Below are 25,364 nucleotides of genomic sequence, written 5' to 3'. Positions count from 1 at the left end.
CGCCCTCCGAGGAGGGCGGGCGCTCAACGTATGCGAACCGGTGTGCAGGTCGCCTCTCGGCGAAAGGCACAACGCGGCTCCAGCCGAACGGTATTCCGCGAAGGCAATAGGTGAGGCCCGGGGACACTGGACACACCGGCCACGATCTATGTAACCACACCCACCCCCCGAACATTCCCACCCCGACACGAATTTCCGGCCACCAGGAGATGGCCGCCCCTCCCTCCCCCTCCGAGGGTCCCCAGCCGAAGCACGGCGGGTAGCTACGAGCGGGCCGGGGCCGTGACGGCGGTGTCGCGCATGGCGAGGAGGGCCGCGAACGCCAGCACCCCCGCCACCCCACCGATCCACGCCACCGTCGCCCCCACCCCACCGGCCGTGACCCTGGGCCCGGCGAGCAGGGATTGCGTGCAGGCCAGGCTCAAGGTGCCACCGAGCTGCTTGGTGAGCGCCGATCCGGCCGTGGCGGTGCCCATGTCCGCGTGCGGGACGCTGCTCTGCGTGGCGATCGTGATCCCGCCCATGGCGGGACCCGTGCCGAGGCCGGCGAGCAGCAGCCACGCCCCGGTCAGGATCGGCGGGGTGTCCGGCCCGAGGGCGAAGAACGCGCCCGTGCCGATCATGACCAGCGCCGCGCCCGTCAGCAGCGCGGGTTTCGGATGCCCGGAACGCAGGATCAGGACCGCCGTCATCCGGTTGCCCACGGTCATCCCGATCAGGAGCGGGAGCAGGACCAGCCCGGAGGCGGTGGCCGAGTAGCCGCGTACGTGCTGGAGGTAGAGCGGCAGGAGCACGCCGACGGGCAGGACCGCGAACTGCATGAAGAACCCGCCGGCGAGCAGGGCCGCGTACGTGCGGCGGCGCAGCAGGCGGAGCGGGAGCACCGGGGTGGCGGCCCGGCGTTCGACGCGCACGAGGGCGGTCAGCAGGGCCAGACCGGCCAGCAGGGTGCCGAGCACGGCGGGGTCGGCCCACCCCAGGGCGGTGTTGCCCTTGAGGCTGAGACCCACCAGGACCAGCGACAGGCCGGTGGTGAGCAGGACGATCCCGGCCACGTCGAGCCTGCCCGGCGCGGCGCCGGGGAGCCGGCGCTCGGGCAGCAGCACGGCGATCGCGGCGGCTCCGGCCACGCCGAGCGGCAGGTTGATCAGGAACGCCCAGCGCCAGCTCGCGTGGTCGGCCAGCAGGCCGCCGAGCAGCGGGCCGCCCACCATGCCGACGATCATCATGGCGGCCAGCAGGGTCTGCATGCGGATCATGCCCTCCGCGCGGGAGGGCGGGTGCAGGTCGCGGATCATGGCCATGCCCAGGGTGAGCAGCGCGCCCGCGCCCAGGCCCTGGAACGCCCGGCTGGCGATCAGGAACGGCATCGAGCCCGCCACGCCGCAGGCCAGGGATCCCGCCAGGAAGACGGCCAGGCCGGCGAGCAGGAGCCGGCGGCGGCCGTACAGGTCGGACAGGCGGCCGTAGACGGGCACGGTCACCGAGGAGGTGAGCAGGTACGCGGTGACCAGCCACACGTACCACGAGCCCGACCCGCCTAATTGCTCGACGATGCGCGGCAGGGCGGTGCCGACCACGGTGCCGTCCAGCATGCTCAGGAAGGCGCAGCCGAGCAGGGCGTACGTCACCGCCGTGCGGCTGCGGGCCGGGAGGTCCTCGTAGAGGTCCGTCACCCGGCCTCGCCGCCTTTCAGCGCGCCGTGCAGGAACAGGTCGACCAGCTCCTCGGAGGTGAGCGGGGACGACCCGCCCCGCCCGGACGCCAGGATCAGAAATTGGAACGCCTCGGCCAGCCGCTCCGGGGGCAGCCTGAGGCCGTCGCGCTCGGGCTCGAACAGCCCGGACAGCACGTCGCGGGTGGCCGCCATCGACGCCTCCCGTCCCGAGAGGGCCCGCCCTGAGCCCTCCTGCGGCCTTTCAGAGGCGCCGGAGGGTTCGGAGGGTGCGCCCAGGAGGCGGGGGTCGCGGCGGAGGCCGCCCGAAGCGGCCAGGGCACCGGCCACGGCACCCATCCGGGCCAGGTAGCCGCGCAGCGTCTCCGCGGCCTCGATCAGCCGCTCCTCCAGCGGCACGTCCAGCGCGATCGCCGCCACGTGCGCGAGCGTGTCGTCGGGCCGCGCCGCCTCCGCCATGCAGGCGGCGAGCAGGGTCTCCTTGTCGCCGAAGGCCCGGAAGATCGTGCCTTCGCCGATGCCCGCGGCGCGGGCGACCTGGGCGGTGGTCACGGAGGTGCCGTACTCCACCACCAGGGGAAGCGCCGCCCGGACGATCATCTCGCGGCGCTGTTCCGGGCTCATCGCCGGCGCGCGTCGCCGGCCTGTCGGGTTCGTCATGGCTTTCACGTTACGGAGTGAGTACTCACTCCGTCAACGGAATATAGGGTGTCCGGCTATGGCGACACTCCTGGCCTTTCACGCGCATCCGGACGACGAGGTGCTCCTGACCGGCGGCACGCTCGCCCGCGCCGCCGCCGAGGGCCACCGCGTGATCGTCGTGGTCGCGACCGACGGCGTCATGAAGTCCGTCGCGGAGGGCGGCACGACCAGGATGAACGAGCTGCGAGCCGCCACCGCCGAGCTGGGCGTGGCGCGCGTCGAGCACCTGGGCTACGCCGACAGCGGGCACGGCAAGGACCTGTATCCCGACCCGCCGGACCGGATGCGGTTCGTACGCGCGAGCACGGAGGAGGCCGCTGCCAGGCTCGCCGCGATCCTACGCGAGGAGCAGGTGGACCTCCTGCTCAGCTACGACCCCAACGGCGGGTACGGCCACCGCGACCACGTCAAGGTGCACGAGGTCGGCAAGCGGGCCGCCGAGCTGGCCGGGGTGCCCCGCGTGCTGCAGGCCACGGTCCCGCGCGACGCCGCCGTCCGGCTGGTACGCCTGATCCACCTGCTCCGGATCCCGCTCCGCTACGACGAACGCGAGCTGGCGAAGGCGTACAGCCCCGGCAGGGCCATCACCCACAGGATCGACGTGCGCCGCTACGCCGGGCAGAAGCAGCGGGCGCTGGCCGCCCACCACTCCCAGATCAGCGGTGGCGGCCGGTTGTCCGCCGTCGCGAGAGTGCTCGTACGGCTCCCGGCTCCCGTCTTCGGCCTGCTGCTCGGCCGCGAATGGTACGTCGAGGCGAAAACCGGCTAGACCCGCACCCGCTCACCGGGCACGCCTACGATGCCAGACATGCCATTTGCGACAGCCGTGGACGGCGTCAAGCTGTCCTACCAGGTCCGCGGCGGCGGGCAACCCCTCGTCCTCCTCCAGGGGCAGGCCAACGAGCACCGCTGGTGGGATCCCGTGCGCCCGGACTTCGAGCGGGAGTTCCGCACCGTCACCTTCGACTACCGCGGCACGGGCGGCAGCGACAAACCCGACGAGCCGTACACCACCCGCGGGTTCGCCGCCGACGTGCTGGCCGTGCTCGACGAGCTGGGCGTGGACAAGGCGCACGTCTACGGGACGTCGATGGGCGGGCGGGTGGCCCAGTGGCTGGCGGCCGACCATCCCGAGCGGGTCGGGTCGCTGGTGCTCGGCTGCAGCTCGCCGGGCGGCGTCCACGGGCTCGAACGGGACAACGACGTGCGCAGGTCGCTGGCCCAGCCGGACCGGGCGGCCGCCGAGCGGGCGCTGCTGGAGCTCATGTACACGCCCGCCTGGCTGTCCACGCACCCGGGCCCCCACCACACGGTCGGCGACCCGGCCATGCCCGCGTACGCGCGCCGCCGCCACCTGGCCGCCAGCGCCGGGCACGACAGCTGGGCCGCGCTGCCCTCCATCGCCGCGCCCACGCTGGTGGTGCACGGCACCGACGACGTGTTCAACCCGGCGGCCAACGCCCCGCTGCTGGCCGGCCGCATCCCCGGGGCGGAGCTGCGGATGATCGAGGGGGCGCGGCACGCGTACTTCGAGGAGTTCAGGGAGGTCGCGAGCCCTCTGGTGCTGGATTTCCTGCTCGCAACCTCTAAGTAGGACATTATCTGGCCTACTTCCCGAATAGCCTGCGGGCATGAACATTCCTGAGGGATACACCACCGTCACGCCGTGGATCATCGGGTCCGACACCGCGGGCCTCATCGACTACCTCACGGCCGCGTTCGACGCCGTCGAGCTGTCCCGGGTGACCGACGACGAGGGGCGCATCGGGCACGCGGAGGTGCGGATCGGGGACGCCGTGGTGATGATGTTCGACTCGGCTCCCGGCTGGCCGCCCACGCCTGCCTTCCTGCGCCTGTACGTCCCCGACGCCGACGCCGACGCCATCTACCGCCGGGCCATCGAGGCGGGCGGGACGTCGGTGACGGAGATCACCCCCCTGTTCTGGGGCGACCGGGTCGGGCGGGTGCGCGACCCGTTCGGCAACCTGTGGTGGATCCAGGCGCGCGTCGAGGAGGTCTCGCCCGAGGAGATGGAGCGCCGCATGACCGACCCCGTCTTCACGAAGGCGATGGAGTACGTCCAGGGCGCGGACTTCTTTCCTAAGCAGTGACAAGCCTCGCCAGCGAGACCAGGTCGGGGGCCGACAGGCGCGGGGCGCTCATCACGCTCGGGTACGGCGTGCCGCGCCGCTCCAGCCAGGCCCCTGACAGCCCGGCCCGCTGGGCCCCGTCGATGTCCCACGGGTGCACCGCGACCAGGACCGCCTGGTCGGGCCGCACCCCGGCCTGGCCGGCCGCGTACTCGTAGGCCGCGCGGGCGGGCTTCCACGCGCGGGGGCCGCTCACGTCCAGCGTGGCCTCCACCAGGTCCGACAGCCCTTCGCGGCGCAGGATCCCCGCGGTCATGGACGCCGCCCCGTTCGTCATGGTGAACAGGCGGATGCCGCCCTCGCGCAGCAGCCGCATGCCCTCGGGGACGTCGGGATACACCCGCAGCTCGGCGAACCCCCTCAGCACGTGGCGCACCGCCTCGTCCCCGGCCCCCATCTCCCTGAGCACGTCGTCGGCGATCTGGCCGAACTCGGCGAAACCGCCTGCGGCCGTGAGCGCGAACCCGTCGCGCAGCACGCTCGCGAACCATGTCCCCATCTGCTCGCCGGACAGCCCCACCTCCTCGAACCTGCCCCGCATCGGCTCCATGTCGGTCAGCGTCTCGTTCACGTCGAAGATCACTACCTGCGGTTTCATGACCGGTCCCTTCTGAGAGAGTCGAGTGCGGCGGACGTGCCCATGCGCAGGGCTGCCGGGTCCGCGCCGGCGCGCGAGCGGAGGTTGACCCCGTAGGCCAGCAGGGTCAGGGACTCCGCGGTCGCGTCGAGGCCGAGGCCGTCGGCGAGCTGCCCCTGGGCGTCGGCCGCCTCCAGGGCCGCGCGCATCGTCGTGCGGAGCCGGTCGTGGTGCTGGTCCAGCACCTGGCGCACGGCCGGGTCCGCGCCTTCGGCGTTGGCGTTGGTCGCCATGCAGCCCCAGCGCGCGTGCTCGCCCGCGCACCTGATCCGGATCAGGCGGTCGAAGAACGCCTCCACGGCGGGCAGGCCGCGCCCGTCGTCGGCCAGGGTCTGGAACATCGGCTGCGAGCGTTCCTCGACGTAGCGGCGCAGCGCCCGCACGTACAGGTCCTGCTTGCCGCCGTAGGTCGCGTACAGGCTGGAGCGGCTGAGGCCGGTCGCCGCGACCACCTCCGCGATGCCCGTGGTGGCGGCGCCGCGCTGCCAGAACAGGCGCTCCACCTGCTCCAGCACCGCGTCAGGATCGAAATGCTTCACGTCCGGCATCGGCACCTCCGCGGTCTATCTTGGAACGACTGGTCCAAGATAGCAAATCATTTGCGCAGTTCTCCGGGGGCTTGCTACGTTCGCCCTCATGTCCAGCCCCGAGGCGTCAAGACGCTAGCCACCGGTCATCCGGTGGCTGTCTCGCGCTGACGCCGGGCTCTCCGCGAGCCGTGCGGTTCTTCGTGATGCGGCCGATTCTCCAGCGGGGCAGGACCTTCCTCCGGCCTGCCCGCTTCCTTGTCGATCCTCGATACGGTCGCGGAGTTCTCTCATGCCTTTCGCTGTCTACCTGCTCGGACTGGCGGTTTTCGCCCAAGGGACGTCCGAGTTCATGCTGTCCGGGCTCATCCCGGGCATCGCGCGGGACCTGCGGGTGTCCGTCCCCGCCGCGGGGCTGCTCACCTCGGCCTTCGCCGTCGGGATGGTGGTGGGGGCGCCGCTCATGGCGGTGCTCAGCCTGCGCTGGTCCCGGCGGTTCGCGCTGCTGGCCTTCCTGGTCACGTTCCTGGTCGCGCACGTGGTCGGTGCGCTCACCACCAGCTACGGCGTGCTGCTCGGCACGCGGGTGATCGCGGCGCTGGCCAACGCCGGGTTCCTGGCGGTGGCCATGGCGACCGCCGTCGCGCTCGCGCCTCCCGACGCCAAGGGGCGCGCCACCTCCGTGCTCCTCGGCGGCGTCACGATCGCCTGCGTCGCGGGCGTGCCGGGCGGCGCGCTGCTGGGCGAGGTGTGGGGGTGGCGCTCGGCGTTCTGGGCGGTGGCCGTCGCGCTGGTCCCGGCCATCGTCGCGGTGCTCAGGTCCGTGCCGTCCGGCGCCCCCGGCCCGGCCGGTCCGCGGGTCCGCGGGGAGCTGCGGGCGCTGCGACGGCCGCGGCTGCTGGTCTTCCTCGTGCTGGGCGGTCTGGTGAACGGCGGCACCTTCTGCACGTTCACCTACCTCGCGCCCCTGCTCACCGGGGACACCGGGATCGGGTCCTCCTGGATGCCCCTGATGCTGGCCCTGTTCGGGCTGGGCTCGTTCGCCGGGGTGACCGTCAGCGGGCGGGTGGCCGACCGGCGGCCGATCCGCCTCCTGGTGATCTGCGGGCCGGCGCTGGCCGCCGGGTGGGCCCTCTTCGCGCTGACGGCCGGCGCGCCGGTGCCCGCGGTCGTGCTGGTCTTCGTCCAGGGGACGCTCTCGTTCGCCGTGGGCTCCACGCTGATCTCGCAGGTCCTGTACGCGGCCACCGGCGCGCCCACCCTGGCCGGCGGGTTCGCCACGGCGGCGCTCAACGTGGGCGCGACGCTCGGCCCGTGGCTGGGCGGCCTGACCATCGGGGCCGGGCTCGGGCTGCGCTCGCCGCTGTGGGTGAGCGCCCTGCTGGTGGCCGCCGCCCTGGTCACCGCCGCCGTCGCCCACGCCGCCGGGCGGCCGTCATCGGCGAAGTCGCTGGAGCGGGACCAGCCGGCTGAGGCACAGTGAGGGGAATGGAACCCGCTTCGCGCTTTCACCGAGAGGTCCGAGCATTCCAGGACGCCGCCCGGCAGGCGGCGGAGACCGGCGCCGCGCCGCCGGTGCCGTCCTGCCCCGGCTGGTCGGTCGCCGATCTGCTGATCCACCTGGGCTTCGTGCACCGGGGCGTGTTCAGCATCATCGACGACCGGCGCGACGGGCCGCCGGACGGCTCCGACCTGTCCTTCGCCGGGCTGCCGCCGGACCTCACGGGGTGGCCCGATCCGCAGCACGCGCCCAACCTCGGGCCGATCCCGGACGGGGTGCTCGACTGGTTCGAGGAAGGGGCGGCCCGGCTGGCTGCGCTGTTCGACGAGCGCGACGCCGGCGATCCGGCGTGGACGTGGTCGAAGGAGCAGACCGTCGGGTTCTGGGTGCGGATGCAGACCATCGAGGCCGCCGTGCACCGCTGGGACGCCGAGAACACCCTTGGCGTCCCGCGCCCGATCCACGAGGACGTGGCGGCCGACGCGGTCACGCAGACGTTCGAGGTCATGGCGCCCGCACGGCGGGAGTGGACGCAGGCGCCCGCCGGAGCGGGCGAGCGCTTCCGCTTCCGTCGCACGGACGGCGAGGGCGACTGGGCGGTCCACTTCGACGGCCCGGACGTACGGCTGTCCTCCGGGGCGGACGGCGGCGATTTCGACGTCGAGCTGGCCGGGAGCGCGTCGGACCTCATGCTGTTCCTCTGGAACCGCATCCCGGCCGACGGTCTCGACGTGCGCGGCGACAGGAGCAGGCTCGACCGCTACTTCGTCCTGGTGCCTCCCGTATGACCCCTCCTACGAGCTCCGGGCGGCGAGGCCCATCCCCAGGGCCAGCCCGTTGCGCGCCCACATGCCCAGGTGGGTCTTCGGCACCATCATGCGGACGTTCGGCCCGATCTGCTGCTTGCGCTTGACCAGCTCGCGGTGCCCCTCCTCGTACCGCCGGAAGGCGGCCCGGTGGTCCGAGGTGCCCGCGAGCTCCTCGGCCAGCCGGTACGCCCCCACGACGGCCAGCTCCGCCCCGGCCCCCGACGCCGGGGAGGCGCAGTAGGCGGCGTCCCCCACGAGCGCCACCCGCCCCGACGACCACGAGGGCAGGCGCACCTGGCTCAGCGCGTCGAAGTAGAAGTCGGGGTCGGCGAGGGCCCCGTCGAGCAGTTCGCGCACCCGCCAGGACGTCTCGCCGCCGAACGCCTCCTTCAGCAGCGTCCTGTGCTGCTCGACGTCGCGATGGTCATAGGCCAGCGGCTCCGACCTGAAGATGAAGTACGCCTTCGCCTGGGCGTGGTTGCCCGACCGGTAGAGCCCCGCCATCTTGCCCGGAAGGTTGTACATCGTCACCCACCGGTCCTCCCCCAGCGCGGAGTCCGCGTTCGCGAACGCGAAGTAGTGCCCCATGTGCCGCAGGGCCCCCTCCTCGGACCCGAAGGCCGGCCGCCGCACCGAAGAGTGCAGCCCGTCGGCCCCGACGACCAGGTCGAACCGCCGCGTCGAGCCTCCCTCGAACGACACCGTCACGCCGCCGCCGTCCTCCTCCATCGACCGGACGGAGTCGCCGAAGACGTACTCCACCTCCGGCCCGGTCACCTCGTGCAGCAGCGCCACCAGGTCACCCCGCATGATCTCGATCTCGCCGTTCCTGCTCATGTTCATGCGGGCCACGGCCCGGTCCGCAGCGTCGACGAACTTGATGCCCCGCACGTCCGCCGCCGCGGCCCTGACCCGCGGCATGATCCCCATCAGCTCGGCCACCTCGATCGCCTCATCCCGCAGGTCCACCCCGTTGCCGCCCGTGCGCAGCCGCGGCGCCCGCTCGACCAGCGTGGCCCGCATCCCGTGCCGGGCCAGCCAGTACGCCAGCGTCTGCCCGGCGATGCTCGCCCCGACCACCAGAACCTCAGTCATGTCTCCACCCCTCCTGACCGTTGGTCAGTTCAGGACTATAGGCTCCAGACCAACGGTCAGGCAAGGTCTAGAATCGGCGGGGTGACGGACGACACTCGCTCGCGGATCCTCCAGGTGGCGCACGACCTGTTCGCCGCGCAGGGCTATCACGCCACCTCGATCCGCGAGATCGCGGAGCGGCTCGAGCTGACCAAGACGGCGGTCCTCTACCACTTCCCCAGCAAGAAGGAGATCATCGCGGCCCTGGCCGAGCCCCTGCTGGCCGACATGGAGGCCGCGATCGACGCGGCCAACCGCGCGCCGGGGAGCGACGAGCGGCAGAAGCGGTGGGCGGTGATCGAGGGCCTGCTCGACGTCTGGCTGACGCACCGCGACCTGCTGAGGCTGCAGATGCGCGACCTCGCGCTGGCCGCCGAGGGGTCGGTCTTCGACCGTTTTCGAGACGCCGCCTACCTGGCCCAGCACCTCATCGCCGGCCCGCTCGCCGACCACGTGGACCGCATCCGGGCGGCGCAGGCGTTCGGCATGCTCAGCGACCCCGTCGTGATGTTCGCCGACCTGCCGGAGGAGATGCTCCGCCCGGCCGTGCTGTCCGGCGTGGAACGCCTGCTGGAGGACCGTCCCTCACCTCCGGCGCAGGAGGCGCGCCGGCGCGGCAGGCCGGGGGCGATGACGCCGGAGGCCGTCGAGCGGGCCAGGCGCATGCACGCCTCGGGCGGGCACACCGCCGCCGAGATCGCCCGCACCCTCGGCGTCTCCCGCGCCACCCTCTACCGCCACCTGTCCGCATAATATCGAGACATTTTATGAGACATTTTCGAGACGCCGCCAGGGTGGCCGTCGCGGGAATCCTCCGCGCACGGGCGTTTAATTCGGTGGTGTCCGGACAGTCGGCGAAGCTACTGTTGCTGCAGGTCAGCGAGTGGGCACGCGGTTGTCAGCGCGCTGTCCCCTGCGGACCCGCGGCTCACCCGTACGGCATCGACCGACGGCGAGGCGATGGTCACCACTGGCGCCGTCCCAACGCCCCAGACGATCGCGAGCCGCGGGTCCCGCCCCCTCACCGCCCGGCGAAGCCGTCGAGCGCGGCGGACAACTCCTTGGAGAGCGTGCCGCTGCCGGTGTGCCCGGAGTCGTCCACGACGACCAGCTTGGCGTCCGGCCAGGCCTTCGCCAGCTCCCAGGCCGTCTCCAGCGGGCCGCCCAGATCGAGACGGCCGTGGATCAGCACGCCGGGGATCCCGGCCAGCCGCCCCGCCTCCCGCAGCAGCACTCCCTCCTCCAGCCAGGCGGCGTTGGAGAAGTAGTGGGAGCAGATCCGGACGAGCGCCATCACCGCCTCGGCCGGGCGGTCGCTGTAGGCGTTCGGCTTGCCGTTGGGCTCCATGGAGATCACCGCGTCCTCCCAGGTGACCCAGTCTTCGGCCGCCTTCGCGCGGACCTCGGGATCGGGGTCGGCCAGGAGCCGCGAGTACGCCGCCAGCAGCGCGAAGGTGTCACCGTCACGGTCGGCCTCGGGGACGCCCTGCCTGAAGCGCTCCCACTCCTCCGGGAAGAACCGCCCGACGCCGCGGTAGAGCCAGTCGATCTCGGAGCGGCGCGTGGTCGTGACGGCCACGATGACCATCTCCGACACCCGTGCCGGATGGGCCTCGGCGTAGGCCAGCATCAGCGTCGAGCCCCATGAGCCGCCGTAGAGCAGCCACCTGTCGATGCCGAGGTGCTCGCGCAGCCGCTCCATGTCGGCGACGAGGTGGTGGGTCGTGTTGGTGCTCAGGTCGACGGACGGGTCACTGGCGTGCGGGCGGCTGCGGCCGCAGTTTCGCTGGTCGAACAGGACGATCCGGTAGCGCTCCGGGTCGAAGAGCCGGCGCACCCCCGTCTTGCACCCCGATCCGGGGCCGCCGTGGACGACGAGCGCGGGCTTCCCCTCCGGGTTGCCGCAGACCTCCCAGTAGACGAGGTTGCCGTCACCGGTGTCGAGCAGGCCGTGGTCGTACGGCTCGATGGGGGGATACATGGAACGATCGTATCGAGACGGCCGCGGTGGACCCGGTGGACCACCGCGGCCCGTACGGTCAGGCGACCTTGGACGAGGGGGCCGACCAGGTGTTGCACGCGCCGGGGTCGCCGGCGGTGAAGCCGCGCTTGAGCCAGTGGCGCACCGCGGCCCGGCTGCCGAACTCACGCACCTCGGCGGGGTCCTCGCTCAGCCGGAGGTTGACGAGCGCGTTCCAGTCGCTCAGGTTCCTGCCCTCGATCGGCCAGACGCTCTTGATGAAGGCGGCGGCGAAGCATTCGTTCTGGAGACTCAGGCGGCGCTGCTGTTCATACAGCTCCGTCTTTTTTCCATAGGGCAATTTGTCGTAGGCCTTGGCGATTCCGACCAATTTCTGCACGTGGTAGCCGTACATGGAGGCTGCCGTCTCGAACAGCCAGAGGTCGTCGGGTTCGTCGAGCCAGTCCTTGCCGAGCTGGAAGACCAGTGTCTCGGTGCGGTCGCAGTACCAGGTCTGGGAATTCAGTTTCTCGATGTCATAGCCGCACCACTTCTTCGGAATCCGGTCCATGTGCCGCACCTTGACCGGCCTGTAGGTCAGGCCGGCGTTCGTGAGGTGCTGTTCCCAGGTGGTTTCCAGGCAGGCGATGACCGCGTCGAGGTAGGCGCGGGCCTGCTGGCGATTGTTCGGCTCGAGCGACGGCTCCGTACAGGTGGTCGTCGGCAGTGCGCCTGCCTTATAGAGCGGATTGGCGGTTAGTTGGGAGGATTTGACGGGGTATGCAGCCGCCTGGGCGGTAGCGGTACCCGCTAAGGGCATCATGAGGGCGCCCGTAAGCGCCGCGAACATGAGAAGTTTCACGAGTCGTGAGAATAGGACCTCCCGGTAAAGAGGGCTAGATACAACTATGAAGTAATTCAACCACCACTAAGGGTAATGATCTCTGCGGATAACCGGATTACCATCCGCAGGGAGCACCATGTACAAGCACGCCATTGCCGCATTCGCCGCGACTTCCGGCCTGCTGCTGGCCGCCGGGCCGGCCGCCGCAGAAGAGGGGGCCGTGGACACGGTCCTGTGCGGCAACAACAACGTCGTCAGCTACAACGGGCAGTCGTCCTGGACCGAGGACTTCCAGGCCCTGGCCGAATCGGTCTTCAACGAGTCGCCGCTGGGGCCGCCGTGGTCCGGGCGCCCGAGCCCCGTCGACGGCCTGACCTGGGTCAACCGGACGACGACGTGCAGCCAGAGCATCCCCACGTACAAGGCCGGCGGCGTCGTCGGCCTGGTCGACGGGCTGCTCGGCCCCGCACCCGCGGCGCCGTGCACGACGACGACGAGCAGGTCGTCCTCGTCGCTGCTGGCCGCCCTGGGACTCACGCAGGTCGTCGACTCGCTCTGGCTGGGCGCGGCGCCCTGCGCCGCGACGACCACCTGGTCCCCGACCAGCTGGTTCCCGACCTGGTCCCCGGCCACCGGGACCTGGACGTTCGAGTCGCCGGGCGATCTCACGGTGGAGCAGCCCGTGACGCTCCTGGACACCACCGGGGTCTCGTCGCTGGTCAACCAGATCCTCGGCAACTGACGCGCCTCTGGCCTCATCGTCAGAGGGACGGGGCGAAGGGACTTCGACATGGACAGCGAGCACCCCGCACCGGCCCAACCGAAGACGGACGGCCTCGGCATCGCGTGAACCGGATGCGCCTGGCAGGAGGACACCATTTCCCTCTGCCGGCACACCGATGCCGAGCCGTCCCCCGTGGACGCGTTCCTGGGAGTTCACGATGCTGTACGCCGACACGGGCGGCGTACAGCGGGTGGCGCTGAAGCGGCCTGCGGTCAGCGGAATTCGTCCGCGTGGTCGGCGGCCCAGCGCCCGAACGTACGCGCCGGCGCCCCCGTGATCTCCTCCACCGTCGAGGTGATCAGCTCCGACCGCGGCCGCGCCTCCGCGCTGGCCAGCAGGGCCTCCACCAGGGCAGGCGGCCTCCCGTCCGCGAGCATCTGCTCACGCGCGGCCTGCACGGCCACCTTCTCGAACCGCAGCGGGCACCCGATGGCCTCCCCGATCGCGCGCACCTGCTCGGCCCGGCCCACCACCTGCGGCCCGGTCAGCACGTACGTCGCGCCGTCGTGCCCGTCGCCGGCCAGCACCCGAACCGCCACCTCCGCGACATCGCGCGGGTCGATCACCGCGGTGGCGGCGATCTCCGGCCCGCGCACGGCACCGGTGGCACGGATCTGCGCCGCCCATCCCCGGGTGTTGGAGGCGATGGTGTTCGACCGCAGGATCGTCCACCGCAGCCCGGACCTCTCGATCAGGCCCTCCATGTCGGCGTGCAGCTGGTTGATCGGGTCACCCTGCCGCTGCGCCCCGTCGTCCACCCCCGACGACGAGAGGTAGACGACCCGGCGGGCCCGGCTCTTGATCGCCTCCAGAACGGCGGAGGCGCCGTCGGCGCTGAGGAACGGCCAGACCAGGAACACCGTCTCCACCCCCGACAGCGCCCGCTCCAGTGTGCCGGGCACACCCAGGTCCCCCTCCACGGCCGCCGCTCCCCCCGGAAGCCGCGCCGCCCGCGCATCCCTCACCAACGCCCGCACGGAACCACCGGCGGACACCAGCCCGGCCACCACCTGCCGGCCGACGTTCCCTGTCGCCCCGGTCACCAGAATCTCGGTCATGACCGGGTCAGCCCGGACGCGGACGGCGATATTCCGGCCGCTCCCGATCGGCGCCCTCCCGGGATCGACCTCGTCGAAGGCCGCATCCGGTTCGCCGGGCCGCCTGTGGAGGCTCGGCAGGGGTTCTGCTGGACCGGTTCGGGCAGCTCGCGGCGGACGCGCCGGAGACGTCGCCCGGCCGCGGCGGGCTGCGGCCGGGCCGGCGCGTGCCGGACCGTCCGGGCGGCCTGTCACCGGCGGGCGAGCTCCAGCGGATCGTGCTCGAGGACCCGATGCCGTTGCGGGACTACGGCTGCTTCCTCCCCGAGGATCCCTTCGCCCTGCCACCCGGCTCCCAGCCCTGAGCAGGACCGGTGTCGCGGTGCGTCCTTCCGGAGAAGGACCGGAAAGGGATGACGTCGTCGGCGCATCCGCTGGTCAGGCACAAAGGTGCTGCATGGCAGCAGGGTAGTGCCTGTTCCTGCCGCAGGGCCTCGCTTCTCGGGCTGAATGAAAGTTTCACCGGCGGTTGAGCCGGCGGTAAATCCCTGGCCAGCGGCGATGGTTTCGGGGTTGACGCGTTTGCAGTGGCACATTGACGGCGGGGAAAGCGCTTTCCTACTGTGGCGACGTTTCGCCCGCGCCTCCGTACCCGACACCTTGGAGAACGATGATGCGCCTGCAAGCCATCCTCACGTGCGCCGGCCTGTTAGCCGGCGCGTTCGTCGCACTGTCACCGACCGCCGCACAGGCCGCGCCGACGCGGTACGAGGCGGAGAGCTCGCCCGCGGTCTGCACCGGCACCATCGACAGCAACTGGTCCGGCTACTCCGGCAGCGGATTCTGCAACGGCAACAACGCCACCGGCGCCTCCGCCCAGTTCACCGTCAACGCCGGCGCGGCCGGGACGGCGACGCTGAGCGTGCGGTTCGCGAACGGGACCACGACCGCCCGCCCCGCCGACCTGATCGTCAACGGGTCGACGGTCCAGAACGTCTCGTACGAGGGCACCGGCGCGTGGGACACCTGGGTCACCAAGACGCTCACCGTGTCGGTGCGGGCAGGCAGCAACACCATCCAGTTCAACCCGACCACCTCGAACGGCCTGGCCAACCTCGACTACATCGACGTCGACGCGGGCGGCACGACCCCGCCCACGGGCAACGCGCTCTACGTGGCGCCGAACGGCAGGGACGGCGCGACCGGGACGCAGTCGGACCCGACGACCCTCACCTCGGCGATCACCCGCATCACCGCCGGCGGGACGATCTACGCACGCGGCGGGACCTACAACTTCTCCCAGACGGTCACCATCGCGGCGGGCAACAACGGCACCTCGAGCGCCCGCAAGAAACTGTCCGCCTACCCGGGCGAGACCCCGATCCTGAACTTCTCGGCCCAGAGCGAGGACCCGGCCAACCGCGGACTCGCCGTGAACGGGTCGTACTGGCACATCTACGGCATCGTCGTCGAGCGTGCCGGTGACAACGGCATCTTCGTCGGCGGCAGCAACAACATCTTCGAGCGCACGGAGACCCGGTTCAACCGGGACACGGGGCTGCAGCTCTCGCGGATCGCCTCCGACACGCCCCGCGACCAGTGGCCGTCCAACAACCTCATCCTGAGCGCGTTGTCGCACGACAACGCAGACTCCGACGGCGAGGACGCCGACGGCTTCGCCGCGAAGCTCACCGTCGGCTCCGGCAACGTCTTCCGCTACTGCGTGTCCCGCAACAACATCGACGACGGCTGGGACCTCTACACCAAGACGGACACGGGCGCCATCGGCCCGGTGACCATCGAGGACTCCCTGTCGTACAACAACGGCACGCTCAGCGACGGCAGCCAGGCCGGCAACGGTGACCGCAACGGCTACAAGCTCGGCGGCGAGGACATCGCGGTCAACCACACCATCCGGCGCAGCATCGCGTACCGCAACGGCAAGCATGGCTTCACCTACAACCGCAACCCCGGCACGATGACGGTGTCGGACAACGTCAGCATCGACAACACCGAGCGCAACTACTCGTTCGACGCCGGCACCTCGGTGTTCCGCAACAACACCTCGTGCCGCAGCGGCAGCGGGACCAACGACCGGATCGTCGGCAACTCCGACAGCTCGAACCAGTTCTGGTCCGGCTCGAACGGGTCCCGGTGCTCGTCCTACAGCGGCGCCCTGCACTGGTCGTTCGCCTCGGACGGCCGCCTCGTCGTGACCTTCGGGTGACGCCGTGACAGAGGGGGCGAGTACGCCACCGTACTCGCCCCACTCATGGTGTTCGACGCCGGCTCGTTCCGGCGCTGACGCCGCGATCGGCCGCGCCCAGCTCCAGGTGGGAGCCGGTGAACGCGGCCCGCAGGCGCCGGTCGTGCGTCACGACCACCAGCGCGCCCCGGTAGGCGGCCAGCGCCTCCTCCAGCTGCTCCACGAGCATCGGCGACAGGTGGTTGGTCGGCTCGTCGAGCAGGAGCAGGTCCACGGGCTCGCTCACCAGCCGGGCGAGCTCGATCCGGCGCCGTTGCCCGTAGGAGAGCTCCCCCAGGCGCGACCCGAGGTCCGACGGCCGGAACAGCCCCAGGGCGAGCAGCGCGTCCGCGTGCTCGTCCAGGCTGCCGGGACGCCCGTCCGCGTAGGCCCGCAACACCGTCCGGTCCGCCGGCCCGAGGCCCCCCTCGTCCTGCCGGAAGAACCCGGCCCGGCCGGCTCGCCGTACCTCGCCCGCGTCCGGACGCAGCTCCCCCGCGAGCACCCGCATCAGCGTGGTCTTGCCCGCCCCGTTCGGGCCGGTGACGAGCAGCCGTTCACCGGCGCGGACGGCCAGGGAGTCGAGGCGAAGCCGGCCCGCCACCACCACGCCGTCGAGCGCGGCCACCTCGGCTTCGGGAGCGGCACCCGCGGTGGCGAGGGTGGCGGTGAAGCGCAGCGGCTCGGGAGGCGGCGGCGCCGGGTGCTCGGCGAGCCACCGTAGCCGCTGCTGGGACTGCCGGATGCGCCCGGCGGCCCCGTGCGTACGCGAGCGCGCCCGCCAGGCGCCGGTGCCCATGCCCGCCTTGGCGACCTTGCGCGGGATCCCGGCCAGCCGGCCCGCGTTGGCCGCCACCAGCGTGGCGTGCCGGTCCAGCTCCGTCTTCCACTCCTCGTGGGCCCGCGCCTGTGCGGCGCGTTCGGCGGCCTTGGCGACGAGGTACCCGGCGTAGCCGTCGCCGTAGCGGCGTACCTGCCCGTCGGCGACCTCCAGGATGGCGGTGGTCACCCGCTCCAGGAACATCCGGTCGTGCGTGATCGCCACGACCGTGCCCCGGTGGGCGCGCAGGCGCTGTTCGAGCCAGGCCACGGCCTGGTCGTCCAGGTCGTTGGTCGGCTCGTCGAGCAGCAGCAGCTCGGGATCGGACGCCAGCGTGGCGGCCAGGGCGAGCCTGGCGCGTTCGCCTCCGGAGAGCGTGCCCAGCGGGCGGCTCCGGTCGAGCGCGGGCAGCCCGAGCCCGTGCAGCGCGATCTCCACCCGGACGTCGGCCTCGTAGCCGCCCCGTGCCTCGAACTGCGCCACGAGCCCCGCGTACGCCTCCGCGTCCGCCTCTTCGAGCGACCGTTCGGCCGCCCGCATCCGGGCTTCAAGCTCTCGCAGGTCGGCCAGCGCCAGGTCGACGGCGTCGGCCACCGTCGCGTGCGGCGGCAGCGCGAGTGACTGCGGCAGGTGTCCGACGCCGCCGGGTGCGACGACCAGGAGCTCGCCGTTGTCCGGCCGCTCGGCGTTCGCCATGAGCCTGAGCAGCGTGGACTTGCCTGACCCGTTGTCGCCGATCACTCCGATCCGCTCGCCGGGTCTGACGGTGAGCGACACCCGGTCCAGGACGACGCGGGTGCCGTAACGCTTGGTGATCTCGGTGAGCGCGAGTTGGGCGGCGGTACGCAAAAGGCATGCCTCCTTTTCGAGGATGAACAAACGGGGTGGGGTGGTCAGCCCGGCGCCTTGCGGCTGAGGTGCTCCCAGGCCCGGTACTCCTCCGTGCGGGCCTGCTCCATCTGCTGGACCACGTCGTACGAGGCACCGCCGACGATCAGCCGCAGCGGCGGCTCCGCCAGCTCGACCAGCTCCATGATCACCGGCGCCGCGGTGCTCGGGTCGGGACCGGCGTCCTCGCCCCACATCTCGGCCAGCTGGGCGTGCAGCGGCTCGTTCTCCGGGCGCCGCTCCGCGAGCGTGGTGCCCCGCGTGAACAGGTCCGTGCCGTACCCGCCCGGCTGCACGATCGTCACCTTGATCCCGAACGGCGCCACCTCCATCGCCAGCGCCTGGCTCACCGAGTCGAGCGCGGACTTGCTCGCCGCGTAGAACCCGACGGACGCGAACCCGCCGCCGGACCCCATCGAGGTGACCTGCAGGATGTGGCCGGATCCCTGCGCCCGCAGGTGCGGCACCACGGCCTGGGCCACCCAGACCGCACCGAAGAAGTTGACGTCGAACTGGGCGCGGATCTGCTCCTCGGTGGCCTCCTCCACCATGCCGAACAGCAGCGTGCCGGCGTTGTTGACCACGACGTCGAGCCGGCCGAACGCCGCCGCTGCCTCGTCCACGACCTTCCGGACGGCCGCGCGGTCGCGGACGTCCAGCGTCAGCCGTACGAGGCTGTCGGGGTGGGCGGCGGCGAGGTCGGCGAGGGGGCCGAGGTCGCGGGCGGCGGCCACGACGCGGCCTCCGGCGGCGAGCGCCGCCTCGGCGAAGGCCCTGCCCAGGCCCCTCGACGCGCCGGTGATGAACCAGACTCGGGCAGTCGTCACACGGACTCCTCACCATCATGAGACGATACGGTCCGTCTCGTGATGACAAGGTATACAGGCACTCCGCTTCTACGTCAAGACGGACCGTCTCGTCTCGCTTCGACGGCATGCGGCTGCCCGCACCGTCACCGGGTTCGCCAGGTCAGGCGCCGGGCACGGGGCGTGCGCGGGGCCGGCGCATCAGCAACACCGCGACCAGCAGGAACAGGAGCCCCACACCGGCGGCCGCGCCGCCCACGACGACGTAGGTCATGTCGATCGGCGGGTTGGTGGTCGGCGCGGCGACCGGCCCGCCACCGAGGTACTCCTTCCCCTTGTACGGGGCCGCTTCGATCTTCGTGTCCTTGGCGGCGCCCGCCGCCCGCACCGCCGCCGCCGCGTCGACCAGCCCGAAGCCGAGGAACACGTTGTAGCCGGACGGCGGCTTCCTGGCGGTCCGCACCAGGATGTCGCGTACCTGCCGGGGCGTCAGATCGGAATTGCGGGACAGCATCAGCGCCGCGGTGCCCGCCGCGAGCGCGCAGGCCGGGGAGGTGCCGTCCCCCATCCGGTAGCCGCCGCGGTTGTCGGCGGCGTAGATGTCCACACCGGGCGCGGTGATCGTGTTGTACGTGTGCACCTGGGAGAAGTCCGCCCGCGCGCCGCCCGGCCCCATCGCCGCCACCGCGATCACTCCCGGGTACGCGGCCGGGTAGGAGACGACGTTGTTCGCGTCGACCTCCAGCGGGTCGGTGGATCCGCCGTTGCCCGCGCTGGCCAGCAGGATGGCCCCCTTGCCGAGCGCGTGGTCGACGGCCGCGGCCGTGGTCTCGTCGTAACCGCTGCCGAGGCCCCACTCGTCGGTGCCGAGGGACATGGAGATCACGCGAGCGCCCTTGTCGACGGCGTACCGGATGCCCTTGGCCAGCGCGGTGGCCGCCTTGATGCTCTCCTTGTCGGCGGCGGTGCCGCCGGACTTGGCGGCGGACTCCGCGCGCTTGCGCGCCGGGTCCTCCCGATCCCAGATCACCCGTACCGAGAGCACCCGCGCCTGCGGGGCGACCCGCAGCACGCTGGAGGCCATGGCGGTGCCGTGCGCGCCCCAGTACGACTGCCCGGGCTTCGCGCCGCCGCCGATGAAGTCGGGGCCGTTCGTCACCCGTCCGCGGAACTCCGGATGGTTCTTCACGACCCCGGTGTCCAGGACCGCGACGGTGACCCCCTTGCCCTGTCCGAGCCGCTGCGCGGCCGGCACCTTCATGATCTGCTGTTCCCAGCCCCGCGGCGCCTCGGCCACGGCCGGCGCGGCGGTGGCCGCGACCAGTCCGGCGACCATGACGGCCGCGCAGGTCAGCCTGCGAATCATGCCCTCACCTTCCGGGCCTCCGCGTACAGCCGGGTGGCCAGGCTCTCCGCGAGCCCTTGCGCGGTGTGCGCCCACGCCTCACGGTCCTCCCGCTGCGGGAACTCCCTCCTGCCCCACGGTTCGGGCAGCCGTCCGGGCCTGCGGCCGTCCGCCGGCCCCGTGGTGACCGCCACGAACATGGGCACGTCCCCAACGGTCCGGCCGCCGTTCCCGGTGCGCGCGGAGTCCTTCCACCGGGTGCCGGGCGCGGCGAGCGCGCGTACCGCGTGGTCCGGCTTCCGCTGCGCCTCACGCACGATGCCCTCCAGGTCGACGCGGGGCTGCGACTCGCGAAAGGCGACGAGGGCCACGGTGGCGGCCGTCCCTCCGGTGTCGTCCACGTACGTGGCGCGCACGGCCGCGACACAGCCCCGCTCAGTGGCGACCCCGGCCAGCTCGCCGGAGAGCGCCGTTCGGCAGGAGGTGTCGGAGGAGATCGCGGCCCTGGTCCAGCCGCGCTCGTCGTTCGGAGAGGAGTAGCCCTTGTCGGGGTGTTCCCGGCCGAGCCGCGGCGGGAACAGCTTCTCGACGGGCACGTTGCGCCACAGCTCTTTGGAGTACGCCGAGTTGTGGATGACCTGCCGGCTGTTGGAGTAGGCGTGCGCGATGAGCGCGCCACCGCCGAGCACGGCCAGCAGACCGAAACCCGCGACGACCAGCCCGACGAGGACCCGCCAGGCGCTGCGCCGGGGCCGCACCGGCGCGGTCGGCGGTGGCGGCTGCTGGTAGGGGCCGGGCGGGTACGGCCGGGGCGGCCCGGGGGGCGGCTGAGGGGGATGGAACCCCGGCCCGGAGCCGGACGGGGGATACATCAATGTCTCTCCTGTCGTGCGAGCGAGCCGATCAAGGTTCCGTTTAAGCCCCTCTGATCGATTTGCGCGTTCTGACCCTATCGGTGCTCGGCGGATCACCTCCCCGGGCTTCCTTGACCTCAAGTGCGGTTCAGCTTCTAGCGTCGTCGGCGACGGACGAAAGGAGTTCGACTGTGACGACACTTGTCACGGGTGCCACCGGGAACACCGGCCGCCACGTGGTGACGGAGCTGCTCCGCCGCGGAGAGCCCGTTCGGGCGCTGACCCGCGATCCGGTCGCGGCGGCCGGGAAGTTGCCGGCCGGGGTGGAGCTGGTGGCCGGCACGCACCATGAACCGGCGACGTTGGACACCGCCCTCGACGGCGCCGGCCGATTGCACATCACGGTGACGACGGGACTCGCCGAGGTCGGTCCCGAGTTGGTCCGGCGGGCGGTCGCCGCAGGTGTCCGGCGCATCACCGTGGTGTGGGGCGGCTGGGTGGGACCCGTCGAGCAGGCCGTGGCCGACTCGGGTGTGGAATGGACGCGCCTGGAGCCGCAGGAGTTCATGTCCAACACGTTGACCTGGGCCGGATCGATCCGGGCCGAGGGAGTCGTCCGGGAGCCGTACGACTTTCCCAGTGCGCTGGTCCACGAGGCCGACATCGGGGCCGTGGCGGCCGTCGCACTGCTCGACGACGGCCATGCGGGACGCGCGTACAACCTCACCGGCCCCGAGGCGCTGACCCCGCGCGAACGGATCTCCCTCCTGTCCCGGGCCGTCCACAGCGACATCGCCTTCATGCCCATCACCCATGAACAGGCCGTCGACAGGCTGATGTCCACCGGCGTCTCCCGTGCGGACGCCGAGTACGTCATCGGCTGGTACGCCACCCCCAGCGATTCCGCCACGACCGTGGACGACACCGTCGAACGGGTGATCGGCCGTCCGGCGCGTACGTTCGCGCAATGGGTGGCGGAGCACGCCGAACGTTTCAAGATCAGCAGTTAGGTCGCCCGCCGAGAGCGGGCGGGGTCTCGCCGCGCGGCTCGGCTTCAGGCGAAGAATCGCGTCAGGTGCTTGACGACGAGCTCGGGCTGCTCCTCGGGGATGTAGTGGCCGCTGTCCGGCACCAGCACCACCTCGACGTCGGTGCCCTTGTCCGGCAGCACCGCCTGAAGGAGCAGGTGACCTCCCTCCCCGCCACCCAGACCCAGCAGCGGGGCGGTCACCTTGCCGTAGGTCTTCCCGTCGGCGATGTCCTGCCCGAACGCCCGGTACCAGGCATTGCCCGCCCGGATCGCGTCCGGCGTGGAGTAGGCGCGGGCGTAGACGTCGCGATCGCGGTCGCCGATGGAGGCGGGATCCTCGACCAGGTAGTCGCACATCCAGTCGATCAGCTCGCGGGACCGGCCGGCGAGCAGGCGTTCCGGCAGGCCGGGCACCTGGTTGAAGGCGAACCACCACAGGAAGCGGCCCGGCCCGGCGTGGATGTCGCCGTCGACCTGCTGGCGTCCGGGCCGGGGGAGCAACGAGAAGGTGTAGAAGCGCTCGTCAGGGTGGGCGATGTCCAGCAGGGCGATGCGTCGGACGTGGGCGGGATGGTTCGCGGCCAAGGCGTAGGCGACCATGCCACCGATGTCGTGGCCGGCGATGTCCACCCGGTCGTGGCCCAGCCGGCGCACGAGTCCGAGGATGTCGGCGGCCGTCGTCTTCTTGTCGTAGCCGGAGGCGGGCTTGTCCGAGCCGCCCATGCCGCGCAGATCTACGGCGATCACCTGGTGGTGTTCGGCGAGCGCCGAAATCCACCCTCACGCATCACTGGCGGGTCCTGCGGGAGAGCGGCGTGATCCGCCTGCGCCACTCGGGACGCAGAAACTACCTCACCCTGCGCAGAGACGATCTTGAGGCGCGCTTTCCCGGGCTCCTCGCCGTCGTGTTCCGGTGAGCACGGCGCCGGCCACGCATTTGCCCTGACACTGACGTCAAGGATGTAGCGTGCCCGCGGACTCTGACCTCAAGGATGACGATGAAATTCGCGATCAACTACTCCACGGCCGACGGGCTCGACCCCGACGGGCTCGTAACGTATGCCCGCCATGCCGAGGATTGCGGCTTTGAGGGGCTGTACCTGCCCGAGCACATCGTGCTGTATCCCGGCGCCGCGGTCGGCTCCTTCGAGCTCCCGCCGTCCTTGCCCTTCCCCGATCCGCTCGACTGCCTGGCCTTCGTCGCGGCGGCCACCCGTCGCATCCTGCTGGGCACCGCCGTGTTGCTGCTGCCGTACCACCATCCCGTGGTCCTGGCCAAGCGGCTGGCGACCATCGACGTGCTGTCCAAGGGACGGATGCGGCTGCTCACCGTGGGGCTGGGCACGCTGCCCGGCGAGGCCAGGGCCATGGGAGTCGACTTCGGCACCCGCGGACGCCGTACCGACGAGGCCATCGACGTGCTGCGGCTGCTGTGGGGAGGCGACGAGAAGGGCGTCAGCTTCGACGGCGAGTTCTTCGGCTTCGACGACGTGACCAGCTACCCGAAGCCGTACTCGGGCACCCACCTGCCGATCCACGTCGGCGGGTCGAGCCGGGCGGCCGCGCGGCGCGCCGGTCGGCGCGGCGACGGCTACTTCCCCGGCGGCGCCCTCACCCTGGAGGAACGCGCGATCCAGTGGGAGCTGGCCCGGACCGCCGCCGTGGAGGCCGGCCGTGACCCCGGCGCGCTGGAGCACACCCGATGGGGGTCGATCGACATGTCCGCCGAACAGGTCGCGGCCTTCGCCGCGCAAGGCGTGACCCGCATCGTGGTCGGCCCCACCTCGGCGGATCCGGCACAGCAGCGTGATGAGATGTCCGCGTTCGCCGAGCGGTTCGCCCTCCTCAGCGCCGGCTGACCTGCTCCGGCGGTGGACAGGCGGCGAGAGCGCGTGGCGTGATCGCGCGATCAGTTGCCCACGCCGAGGCCGGACATGAACACGGACGGGTACCGGTCACCGCGCGCCGAGCCCGGCGGCACCGCCTTCTCGATTTCGGCGAGGTCGTCCGTGGTGAGGTTCAGGTCCATCGCGGGCAGCGCCTCGGCCAGCCGTTCGCGGGTGCGGGCGCCGACCAGCGGCACGATGTCCGCACCTTGTGCGGCCACCCAGGCGATGGCCAGCTGGGCGACGGTGCGGCCCTTCGCCTCGGCGACCCGGCGCAGAGCGTCCACGAGGGCGAGGTTGTGCTCCACGTTCCCGCTGGAGAAGCGCGGGCTGAAGCCGCGGCTGTCACCGGAGCCGGCGGTGTGGCCTGCGGTCCAGTGCCCGGAGATGAGGCCGCGGCCGAGCACGCCGTACGCGGTCAGGCCGATGCCGAGCTCCCGCAGCGTGGGCAGGACGTCCGCCTCCACCGCGCGGGAGATCAGCGAGTACTCGATCTGCAGGTCGGCGATCGGGTGGACGGCGTGGGCCCGGCGGATCGTCGCCGCGTCGACCTCCGAGAGGCCGATGTGCCGTACGTACCCGGCCTCGACCAGCTCCTTGATCGCGCCCACCGTCTCCTCGATCGGGACCGCCGGGTCCAGCCGGGCGGGACGGTAGATGTCGATGTGGTCGGTGCCCAGCCGGGCCAGCGAGTAGCCCAGGAAGTTCTTCACCGCCTCGGGCCGGCCGTCATGCCCGCCGAACTCGTGGCCCGGCCCCCGCAGCATGCCGAACTTGACGCTCAGCCGGTAGCTGTCGCGATCCCGGCCGCGCAGCGCCTCGGCGAGCAGCAACTCGTTGTGGCCCATGGCGTAGAAGTCGCCGGTGTCGATGAGCGTGACGCCGGCCTCCAGCGCGGCGTCCACGGTGGCGATGCTCTCCGCGCGGTCGGCCGTGCCGTACGCGCCCGACATGCCCATCGCGCCCAGGCCCAGCGCGGAAACGGCCGGTCCGGTGCGGCCCAGGGTTCGTCTCTGCATCACGTTCTCCCTCGTTCTCGATGTCGTCCCCAACCATGCGCCCGAACCGGGGCGGGCGGGAGCGGAGCGTTCATCGTGGGAGAGCCGCTCCCTGGCTCGGCTCGCCGGCCGCGAGGCAGTATGGAGCCATGCAACGTGACCAGCTCGCCGACTTCCTGCGCCGCCGCCGCGAGGGGATCCGGCCGGCCGAGGTGGGCCTCGCCGACGGTCCCCGCCGCCGCACCACCGGCCTGCGCCGGGAAGAGGTGGCGCTGCTCGCGGGCATGTCGGTGGACTATGTCGTACGCCTTGAGCAGGGCCGCAGCAGTCAGCCCTCGACGCAGATGCTCGGCGCGCTGGCTCGGGCGTTGCGCCTGTCCGACGACGAGCGCGACCACCTGTTCCACCTGGCCGGCCACCGGCCGCAGCCCGCCGACGGGGTGGCCCGCCTGGCCCGCGCCGGCCTGATCCGCATGCTCGACCTGCTCGGCGACACCCCGGCCCTGGTGCTGTCCGACCTGGGCGAGATCCTCGCCCAGAACCGCGCGGCCGTCCTGCTGACGGGCGACCACACCGGCTTCTCCGGCGACCGGCGCTACATCGTCTACCGCTGGTTCACCGACCCCGCCACGCGCGCCGTCTGCCCGCCCGAGGAGCAGGAGCATCGGGCCCGACAGTTCGTGGCCGACCTGCGCGCGGCGGCCGGCAGAGCGGAAGTGCACACTAATGAAC

General features: G+C 71.8%; 26 protein-coding genes and 1 pseudogene. 13 read left to right on the top strand and 14 right to left on the bottom strand.

Annotation, left to right across the window (positions count from 1 at the left end; all coding sequences use genetic code 11):
• Positions 1 to 263: 263 nt before the first annotated feature.
• Positions 264 to 1,676 (bottom strand): MFS transporter, encoded by a 1,413-nt coding sequence (locus tag ACWDX9_RS37925; protein WP_449962933.1) that lies wholly within the window; start codon positions 1,674 to 1,676, stop codon positions 264 to 266.
• Positions 1,673 to 2,335: a TetR/AcrR family transcriptional regulator gene (locus ACWDX9_RS37920; RefSeq protein WP_449962931.1), complete on the bottom strand. Its 663-nt coding sequence runs from the start codon at positions 2,333 to 2,335 to the stop codon at positions 1,673 to 1,675. The genes ACWDX9_RS37925 and ACWDX9_RS37920 overlap by 4 nt, the downstream gene beginning before the upstream one ends.
• Before the next feature lie 58 nt (positions 2,336 to 2,393).
• Here ACWDX9_RS37920 and ACWDX9_RS37915 point away from each other — a divergent pair, with 58 nt between their 5' ends.
• Genes ACWDX9_RS37915 through ACWDX9_RS37905 form a run of 3 tightly spaced genes read left to right on the top strand, consistent with a single transcriptional unit; the run spans position 2,394 to position 4,488 of the window.
• Positions 2,394 to 3,146 carry a PIG-L deacetylase family protein gene (locus ACWDX9_RS37915; protein ID WP_449962928.1) on the top strand — a complete coding sequence of 251 codons (753 nt, stop codon included), beginning with the start codon at positions 2,394 to 2,396 and terminating at the stop codon, positions 3,144 to 3,146.
• Between the two features lie 39 nt (positions 3,147 to 3,185).
• The gene (locus ACWDX9_RS37910) at positions 3,186 to 3,971 is read left to right on the top strand and encodes an alpha/beta fold hydrolase (RefSeq protein WP_449962926.1); all 786 of its coding nucleotides are present in this window, start codon (positions 3,186 to 3,188) and stop codon (positions 3,969 to 3,971) included.
• Between the two features lie 37 nt (positions 3,972 to 4,008).
• Positions 4,009 to 4,488, top strand: coding sequence for a VOC family protein (locus tag ACWDX9_RS37905; RefSeq protein WP_449962924.1), 480 nt, complete (start codon positions 4,009 to 4,011; stop codon positions 4,486 to 4,488).
• Here the strand turns inward: ACWDX9_RS37905 and ACWDX9_RS37900 are convergent.
• Both ACWDX9_RS37900 and ACWDX9_RS37895 read right to left on the bottom strand, forming a co-directional pair.
• Positions 4,478 to 5,125 carry a haloacid dehalogenase type II gene (locus tag ACWDX9_RS37900; RefSeq protein ID WP_449962921.1) on the bottom strand — a complete coding sequence of 216 codons (648 nt, stop codon included), beginning with the start codon at positions 5,123 to 5,125 and terminating at the stop codon, positions 4,478 to 4,480. The two genes, ACWDX9_RS37905 and ACWDX9_RS37900, sit on opposite strands and share 11 nt — an antisense overlap.
• Positions 5,122 to 5,712, bottom strand: a complete 591-nt coding sequence (locus ACWDX9_RS37895) for a TetR/AcrR family transcriptional regulator (RefSeq protein ID WP_449962918.1) — start codon at positions 5,710 to 5,712, stop codon at positions 5,122 to 5,124. The genes ACWDX9_RS37900 and ACWDX9_RS37895 overlap by 4 nt, the downstream gene beginning before the upstream one ends.
• Positions 5,713 to 5,983: 271 nt before the next feature.
• Here ACWDX9_RS37895 and ACWDX9_RS37890 point away from each other — a divergent pair, with 271 nt between their 5' ends.
• Together ACWDX9_RS37890 and ACWDX9_RS37885 are read left to right on the top strand one after the other, a co-directional pair.
• Positions 5,984 to 7,174 carry a Cmx/CmrA family chloramphenicol efflux MFS transporter gene (locus tag ACWDX9_RS37890; RefSeq protein ID WP_449962916.1) on the top strand — a complete coding sequence of 397 codons (1,191 nt, stop codon included), beginning with the start codon at positions 5,984 to 5,986 and terminating at the stop codon, positions 7,172 to 7,174.
• 5 nt (positions 7,175 to 7,179) lie between these two features.
• The gene (locus tag ACWDX9_RS37885) at positions 7,180 to 7,980 is read left to right on the top strand and encodes a maleylpyruvate isomerase family mycothiol-dependent enzyme (RefSeq protein WP_449962913.1); all 801 of its coding nucleotides are present in this window, start codon (positions 7,180 to 7,182) and stop codon (positions 7,978 to 7,980) included.
• A gap of 6 nt (positions 7,981 to 7,986) precedes the next feature.
• Here the strand turns inward: ACWDX9_RS37885 and ACWDX9_RS37880 are convergent, their stop codons facing one another.
• Complete coding sequence (locus tag ACWDX9_RS37880; protein ID WP_449962910.1) at positions 7,987 to 9,096, bottom strand: FAD-dependent monooxygenase; 1,110 nt, start codon at positions 9,094 to 9,096, stop codon at positions 7,987 to 7,989.
• Between the two features lie 81 nt (positions 9,097 to 9,177).
• Here ACWDX9_RS37880 and ACWDX9_RS37875 point away from each other — a divergent pair, with 81 nt between their 5' ends.
• Positions 9,178 to 9,888 carry a TetR family transcriptional regulator gene (locus ACWDX9_RS37875; RefSeq protein ID WP_449962907.1) on the top strand — a complete coding sequence of 237 codons (711 nt, stop codon included), beginning with the start codon at positions 9,178 to 9,180 and terminating at the stop codon, positions 9,886 to 9,888.
• A gap of 268 nt (positions 9,889 to 10,156) precedes the next feature.
• Here ACWDX9_RS37875 and pip read toward each other — a convergent pair whose 3' ends face one another.
• Positions 10,157 to 11,116: a prolyl aminopeptidase gene (pip, locus tag ACWDX9_RS37870; protein WP_397372074.1), complete on the bottom strand. Its 960-nt coding sequence runs from the start codon at positions 11,114 to 11,116 to the stop codon at positions 10,157 to 10,159.
• Between the two features lie 58 nt (positions 11,117 to 11,174).
• Positions 11,175 to 11,957 (bottom strand): neutral zinc metallopeptidase, encoded by a 783-nt coding sequence (locus ACWDX9_RS37865; RefSeq protein ID WP_449962905.1) that lies wholly within the window; start codon positions 11,955 to 11,957, stop codon positions 11,175 to 11,177.
• 118 nt (positions 11,958 to 12,075) lie between these two features.
• Between ACWDX9_RS37865 and ACWDX9_RS37860 the strand changes: the two genes are divergently transcribed.
• Positions 12,076 to 12,681, top strand: coding sequence for a hypothetical protein (locus ACWDX9_RS37860; RefSeq protein WP_449962902.1), 606 nt, complete (start codon positions 12,076 to 12,078; stop codon positions 12,679 to 12,681).
• A 254-nt stretch (positions 12,682 to 12,935) separates the two neighbouring features.
• Here ACWDX9_RS37860 and ACWDX9_RS37855 read toward each other — a convergent pair whose 3' ends face one another.
• The gene (locus tag ACWDX9_RS37855; protein ID WP_449962899.1) at positions 12,936 to 13,781 is read right to left on the bottom strand and encodes an NAD(P)H-binding protein; all 846 of its coding nucleotides are present in this window, start codon (positions 13,779 to 13,781) and stop codon (positions 12,936 to 12,938) included.
• A gap of 206 nt (positions 13,782 to 13,987) precedes the next feature.
• On the opposite strand from ACWDX9_RS37855, the gene ACWDX9_RS37850 reads away from it, so the two are divergent.
• Together ACWDX9_RS37850 and ACWDX9_RS37845 are read left to right on the top strand one after the other, a co-directional pair.
• On the top strand, positions 13,988 to 14,125 hold the full coding sequence (locus ACWDX9_RS37850; protein ID WP_449962896.1) for a hypothetical protein: 138 nt from the start codon (positions 13,988 to 13,990) through the stop codon (positions 14,123 to 14,125).
• A 305-nt stretch (positions 14,126 to 14,430) separates the two neighbouring features.
• Positions 14,431 to 15,987: a carbohydrate-binding protein gene (locus tag ACWDX9_RS37845; protein WP_449962893.1), complete on the top strand. Its 1,557-nt coding sequence runs from the start codon at positions 14,431 to 14,433 to the stop codon at positions 15,985 to 15,987.
• Positions 15,988 to 16,030: 43 nt separating this feature from the next.
• On the opposite strand, the gene ACWDX9_RS37840 is transcribed toward ACWDX9_RS37845, so the two are convergent.
• From ACWDX9_RS37840 to ACWDX9_RS37825, 4 genes are all read right to left on the bottom strand, one after another.
• Positions 16,031 to 17,674: a TlrC/CarA/OleB/SrmB family ABC-F type ribosomal protection protein gene (locus tag ACWDX9_RS37840; protein ID WP_449962891.1), complete on the bottom strand. Its 1,644-nt coding sequence runs from the start codon at positions 17,672 to 17,674 to the stop codon at positions 16,031 to 16,033.
• Between the two features lie 44 nt (positions 17,675 to 17,718).
• On the bottom strand, positions 17,719 to 18,540 hold the full coding sequence (locus tag ACWDX9_RS37835; protein WP_449962888.1) for an SDR family NAD(P)-dependent oxidoreductase: 822 nt from the start codon (positions 18,538 to 18,540) through the stop codon (positions 17,719 to 17,721).
• Between the two features lie 142 nt (positions 18,541 to 18,682).
• A complete protein-coding gene (locus tag ACWDX9_RS37830) occupies positions 18,683 to 19,885 on the bottom strand; it encodes a S8 family peptidase (RefSeq protein ID WP_449962886.1) in 1,203 nt (400 codons plus the stop codon).
• Entirely contained in the window at positions 19,882 to 20,736 is an 855-nt protein-coding gene (locus tag ACWDX9_RS37825) for a hypothetical protein (protein WP_449962884.1), read from the bottom strand. Before ACWDX9_RS37825 ends, ACWDX9_RS37830 begins: the two co-directional genes overlap by 4 nt.
• A gap of 173 nt (positions 20,737 to 20,909) precedes the next feature.
• Here ACWDX9_RS37825 and ACWDX9_RS37820 point away from each other — a divergent pair, with 173 nt between their 5' ends.
• A complete protein-coding gene (locus ACWDX9_RS37820; RefSeq protein WP_449962882.1) occupies positions 20,910 to 21,728 on the top strand; it encodes an NmrA family NAD(P)-binding protein in 819 nt (272 codons plus the stop codon).
• 44 nt (positions 21,729 to 21,772) lie between these two features.
• Here the strand turns inward: ACWDX9_RS37820 and ACWDX9_RS37815 are convergent, their stop codons facing one another.
• Positions 21,773 to 22,495 (bottom strand): alpha/beta fold hydrolase, encoded by a 723-nt coding sequence (locus ACWDX9_RS37815; RefSeq protein WP_449962880.1) that lies wholly within the window; start codon positions 22,493 to 22,495, stop codon positions 21,773 to 21,775.
• A 20-nt stretch (positions 22,496 to 22,515) separates the two neighbouring features.
• Between ACWDX9_RS37815 and ACWDX9_RS37810 the strand changes: the two are divergent.
• Both ACWDX9_RS37810 and ACWDX9_RS37805 read left to right on the top strand, forming a co-directional pair.
• A pseudogene (locus ACWDX9_RS37810) lies at positions 22,516 to 22,665 on the top strand (ArsR/SmtB family transcription factor); the annotation flags it as partial.
• 81 nt (positions 22,666 to 22,746) lie between these two features.
• Positions 22,747 to 23,607, top strand: coding sequence for a TIGR03619 family F420-dependent LLM class oxidoreductase (locus tag ACWDX9_RS37805; RefSeq protein ID WP_449962877.1), 861 nt, complete (start codon positions 22,747 to 22,749; stop codon positions 23,605 to 23,607).
• A 50-nt stretch (positions 23,608 to 23,657) separates the two neighbouring features.
• On the opposite strand, the gene ACWDX9_RS37800 is transcribed toward ACWDX9_RS37805, so the two are convergent.
• Positions 23,658 to 24,653: an aldo/keto reductase gene (locus ACWDX9_RS37800; RefSeq protein WP_449962874.1), complete on the bottom strand. Its 996-nt coding sequence runs from the start codon at positions 24,651 to 24,653 to the stop codon at positions 23,658 to 23,660.
• A 128-nt stretch (positions 24,654 to 24,781) separates the two neighbouring features.
• On the opposite strand from ACWDX9_RS37800, the gene ACWDX9_RS37795 reads away from it, so the two are divergent.
• Positions 24,782 to 25,364: helix-turn-helix transcriptional regulator (locus ACWDX9_RS37795; RefSeq protein WP_449962871.1), on the top strand; the 583-nt coding region annotated here is incomplete at its 3' end.

The sequence above is a fragment of the Nonomuraea sp. NPDC003201 genome, assembly GCF_053590415.1.
The sequence above is the reverse complement of the archived record's forward strand: the minus strand, read 5'-3'. Positions and strand labels throughout refer to the sequence as shown.

Bases quoted from the DNA above. Each gene is read 5' to 3' on its own strand.
- ACWDX9_RS37920 (WP_449962931.1), bottom strand. From the start codon at position 2,335: ATGACGAACCCGACAGGCCGGCGACGCGCGCCGGCGATGAGCCCGGAA.
- ACWDX9_RS37915 (WP_449962928.1), top strand. From the start codon at position 2,394: ATGGCGACACTCCTGGCCTTTCACGCGCATCCGGACGACGAGGTGCTC.
- ACWDX9_RS37910 (WP_449962926.1), top strand. From the start codon at position 3,186: ATGCCATTTGCGACAGCCGTGGACGGCGTCAAGCTGTCCTACCAGGTC.
- ACWDX9_RS37905 (WP_449962924.1), top strand. From the start codon at position 4,009: ATGAACATTCCTGAGGGATACACCACCGTCACGCCGTGGATCATCGGG.
- ACWDX9_RS37900 (WP_449962921.1), bottom strand. From the start codon at position 5,125: ATGAAACCGCAGGTAGTGATCTTCGACGTGAACGAGACGCTGACCGAC.
- ACWDX9_RS37895 (WP_449962918.1), bottom strand. From the start codon at position 5,712: ATGCCGGACGTGAAGCATTTCGATCCTGACGCGGTGCTGGAGCAGGTG.
- ACWDX9_RS37890 (WP_449962916.1), top strand. From the start codon at position 5,984: ATGCCTTTCGCTGTCTACCTGCTCGGACTGGCGGTTTTCGCCCAAGGG.
- ACWDX9_RS37885 (WP_449962913.1), top strand. From the start codon at position 7,180: ATGGAACCCGCTTCGCGCTTTCACCGAGAGGTCCGAGCATTCCAGGAC.
- ACWDX9_RS37880 (WP_449962910.1), bottom strand. From the start codon at position 9,096: ATGACTGAGGTTCTGGTGGTCGGGGCGAGCATCGCCGGGCAGACGCTG.
- pip (WP_397372074.1), bottom strand. From the start codon at position 11,116: ATGTATCCCCCCATCGAGCCGTACGACCACGGCCTGCTCGACACCGGT.
- ACWDX9_RS37860 (WP_449962902.1), top strand. From the start codon at position 12,076: ATGTACAAGCACGCCATTGCCGCATTCGCCGCGACTTCCGGCCTGCTG.
- ACWDX9_RS37855 (WP_449962899.1), bottom strand. From the start codon at position 13,781: ATGACCGAGATTCTGGTGACCGGGGCGACAGGGAACGTCGGCCGGCAG.
- ACWDX9_RS37845 (WP_449962893.1), top strand. From the start codon at position 14,431: ATGATGCGCCTGCAAGCCATCCTCACGTGCGCCGGCCTGTTAGCCGGC.
- ACWDX9_RS37830 (WP_449962886.1), bottom strand. From the start codon at position 19,885: ATGATTCGCAGGCTGACCTGCGCGGCCGTCATGGTCGCCGGACTGGTC.
- ACWDX9_RS37825 (WP_449962884.1), bottom strand. From the start codon at position 20,736: ATGTATCCCCCGTCCGGCTCCGGGCCGGGGTTCCATCCCCCTCAGCCG.
- ACWDX9_RS37805 (WP_449962877.1), top strand. From the start codon at position 22,747: ATGAAATTCGCGATCAACTACTCCACGGCCGACGGGCTCGACCCCGAC.
- ACWDX9_RS37800 (WP_449962874.1), bottom strand. From the start codon at position 24,653: ATGCAGAGACGAACCCTGGGCCGCACCGGACCGGCCGTTTCCGCGCTG.